Origin of the sequence: Enterobacter sp. 50793107, assembly GCF_001463365.1 — a bacterium.
Classification (GTDB): Bacteria; Pseudomonadota; Gammaproteobacteria; order Enterobacterales; family Enterobacteriaceae; genus Enterobacter; species Enterobacter cloacae.
In genome coordinates, this window is record NZ_LNII01000017.1 from 1 (window position 1) to 2,439 (window position 2,439).

A 2,439-nucleotide genomic window follows, 5' to 3' on the forward strand; every position below is an offset into this window, starting at 1 on the left:
GCCAGGCCTCAGCATTTTATTATGGTGATCCCCTGGGCGAAATGCGCCTGGTAAGCAGAGTTTTTGAAATGTAAGGCCTTTGAATAAGACAAAAGGCTGCCTCATCGCTAACTTTGCAACAGTGCCCCACATCTTTTGTCACCAACGAGCGGCTGCCTATCACCGCACCGTGCCCGATCTTGATTCCGGGCATGACCATTGCCTCAGAGCCGATCCAAACGTCATTGCCAATGACAGTATTACCTGCTTTTTGGAAGGCATCGAGTGCGCTTGAGAATGCAGGTTCTTCCTGCATATAAAAGAACGGGAAAGATGATGCCCAGTCGTACCGATGCCCCTGATTGCCAGCCATGATAAAGGAAGCCCCACTCCCGATAGAGCAGAAACTACCGATGATCAACTTATCAACGTCATCACGGTCCGGAAACAGATACCGTGCGCAGTCATCGAATGAGTGCCCATGATAGTAGCCAGAGTAATAGCTGTACCGCCCAACTTTGATATTGGGGTTCTTCACTTGCTCAGAAAGCAGCTTGCCTTTGAAGGGGCTATCAAAGTAGTTGGTCATAAGAGATCCCGCGGTCTGTGACTTTGCCGTCTAACGTTTGAAATAAGGGGCGCCGAGCGCCAGCGAGGGGAGCCAAAAGCTTGCTTTTGGCCGTCCCGACTTGATTGAAGGGTTGGGCGATTTTGCCATTAGATTTTTTATAAATTTAGTGTGTTTAGAATGGTGATCGCATTTTTCTTGGCTTTTATGCTTGATGTTAAATTCGACCCCAAGTTTCCTGTAAGTGCGGACACAAAAACATATTTATGTCCTGATTTGCTTATAATAAACCCTTCAAACCATCCGTTTTGTAAGGTTCTATTTGCTGTGAATCCTGCACCAGTTTTCCCATACAGTTTTGTACTATTATCCAGATCTTGTAGATACATGTTCTCTATGGTGTTTTCTATGGCTGAGTTTTTAACTGGGAGATTGTGATTAATAATTTTACGCAGGAATTGAATTTGTTCTTCTGGTGAAATTTTTAAGCTACTTTCGAGCCATGCTTCTGTTAATCCGTTGTTTCTTTCTTTATCTCCAGAGAAGTCTTGATTTCCATAATCAAAATCTTTGAGATAATTCTTGATTTTATTTAATCCAATTTTTTGGGTTATTTCTTGCGAAACCCAAACAACAGAAAATTGCATCCACGTCTTTGGTGTATGATTGCTGTTCCAGATCTCCATTCCTTTGGGGGTTTTATCCCATTTGAATATGGTTTTCTGATCTATTATTTCCGCATCAAATGCCATAAGTGATAATGCGATCTTGAAAGTTGAATCTGGTGCCATTTGCGTTGCACACTTTGCTTTATTGAATTGAGCAATTTCAGCGTTTGTGGATGCATCGTAAAGTAAAAAACAACCTTCAGTTCCTTCAAATAATGGAGATGCAACAGTAGAGATATCTGTTGATGCACTGGCGCTGCTGTAGATAATATTTGCAATTATTAAAAAAATAGCGAAGTTGATATGTATTGTGTTTTTCATAATAAGTATTGGTTTGGTAAAGGGCTTAATTTTAACGGCTAACAATTAATGAGGCTCCGGGTTCGCCCAACGTTTGACATGAGGGGCGGCCAAGGGCGCCAGCCCTTGGACGTCCCCCTCGATGGAAGGGTTAGGCATCACTGCGTGTTCGCTCGAATGCCTGGCGTGTTTGAACCATGTACACGGCTGGACCATATGGGGTGGTTACGGTACCTTGCCTCTCAAACCCCGCTTTCTCGTAGCATCGGATCGCTCGCAAGTTGCTCGGCGACGGGTCCGTTTGGATCTTGGTGACCTCGGGATCATTGAACAGCAACTCAACCAGAGCTCGAACCAGCTTGGTTCCCAAGCCTTTGCCCAGTTGTGATGCATTCGCCAGTAACTGGTCTATTCCGCGTACTCCTGGATCGGTTTCTTCTTCCCACCGTCCGTCCCCGCTTCCAAGAGCAACGTACGACTGGGCATACCCAATCGGCTCTCCATTCAGCATTGCAATGTATGGAGTGACGGACTCTTGCGCTAAAACGCTTGGCAAGTACTGTTCCTGTACGTCAGCAAGTGTCGGGCGTGCTTCTTCTCCGCCCCACCACTCGACGATATGAGATCGATTTAGCCACTCATAGAGCATCGCAAGGTCATGCTCAGTCATGAGGCGCAGTGTGACGGAATCGTTGCTGTTGGTCACGATGCTGTACTTTGTGATGCCTAACTTTGTTTTTGCGTTGCTCATGATGTCTAACTCCCAATTTGTGTAGGGCTTATTATGCACGCTTAAAGGCACTGTTGCAAAGTTAGCGATGAGGCAGCCTTTTGTCTTATTCAAAGGCCTTACATTTCAAAAACTCTGCTTACCAGGCGCATTTCGCCCAGGGGATCACCATAATAAAATGCTGAGGCCTGGCG

Annotated in this window: 2 protein-coding genes and 1 pseudogene; all 3 read right to left on the reverse strand. The window is 45.5% G+C overall.

Annotation, left to right across the window (positions count from 1 at the left end; all coding sequences use genetic code 11):
• Nucleotides 1–127: 127 nt before the first annotated feature.
• A pseudogene (locus APU11_RS03410) lies at nucleotides 128–568 on the reverse strand (CatB-related O-acetyltransferase); the annotation flags it as partial.
• Between the two features lie 137 nt (nucleotides 569–705).
• Nucleotides 706–1,536 (reverse strand): oxacillin-hydrolyzing class D beta-lactamase OXA-1, encoded by an 831-nt coding sequence (locus APU11_RS03415; RefSeq protein ID WP_001334766.1) that lies wholly within the window; start codon nucleotides 1,534–1,536, stop codon nucleotides 706–708.
• Nucleotides 1,537–1,666: 130 nt separating this feature from the next.
• Nucleotides 1,667–2,221, reverse strand: coding sequence for a fluoroquinolone-acetylating aminoglycoside 6'-N-acetyltransferase AAC(6')-Ib-cr5 (locus tag APU11_RS03420; protein ID WP_063840321.1), 555 nt, complete (start codon nucleotides 2,219–2,221; stop codon nucleotides 1,667–1,669).
• Nucleotides 2,222–2,439: the final 218 nt, after the last annotated feature.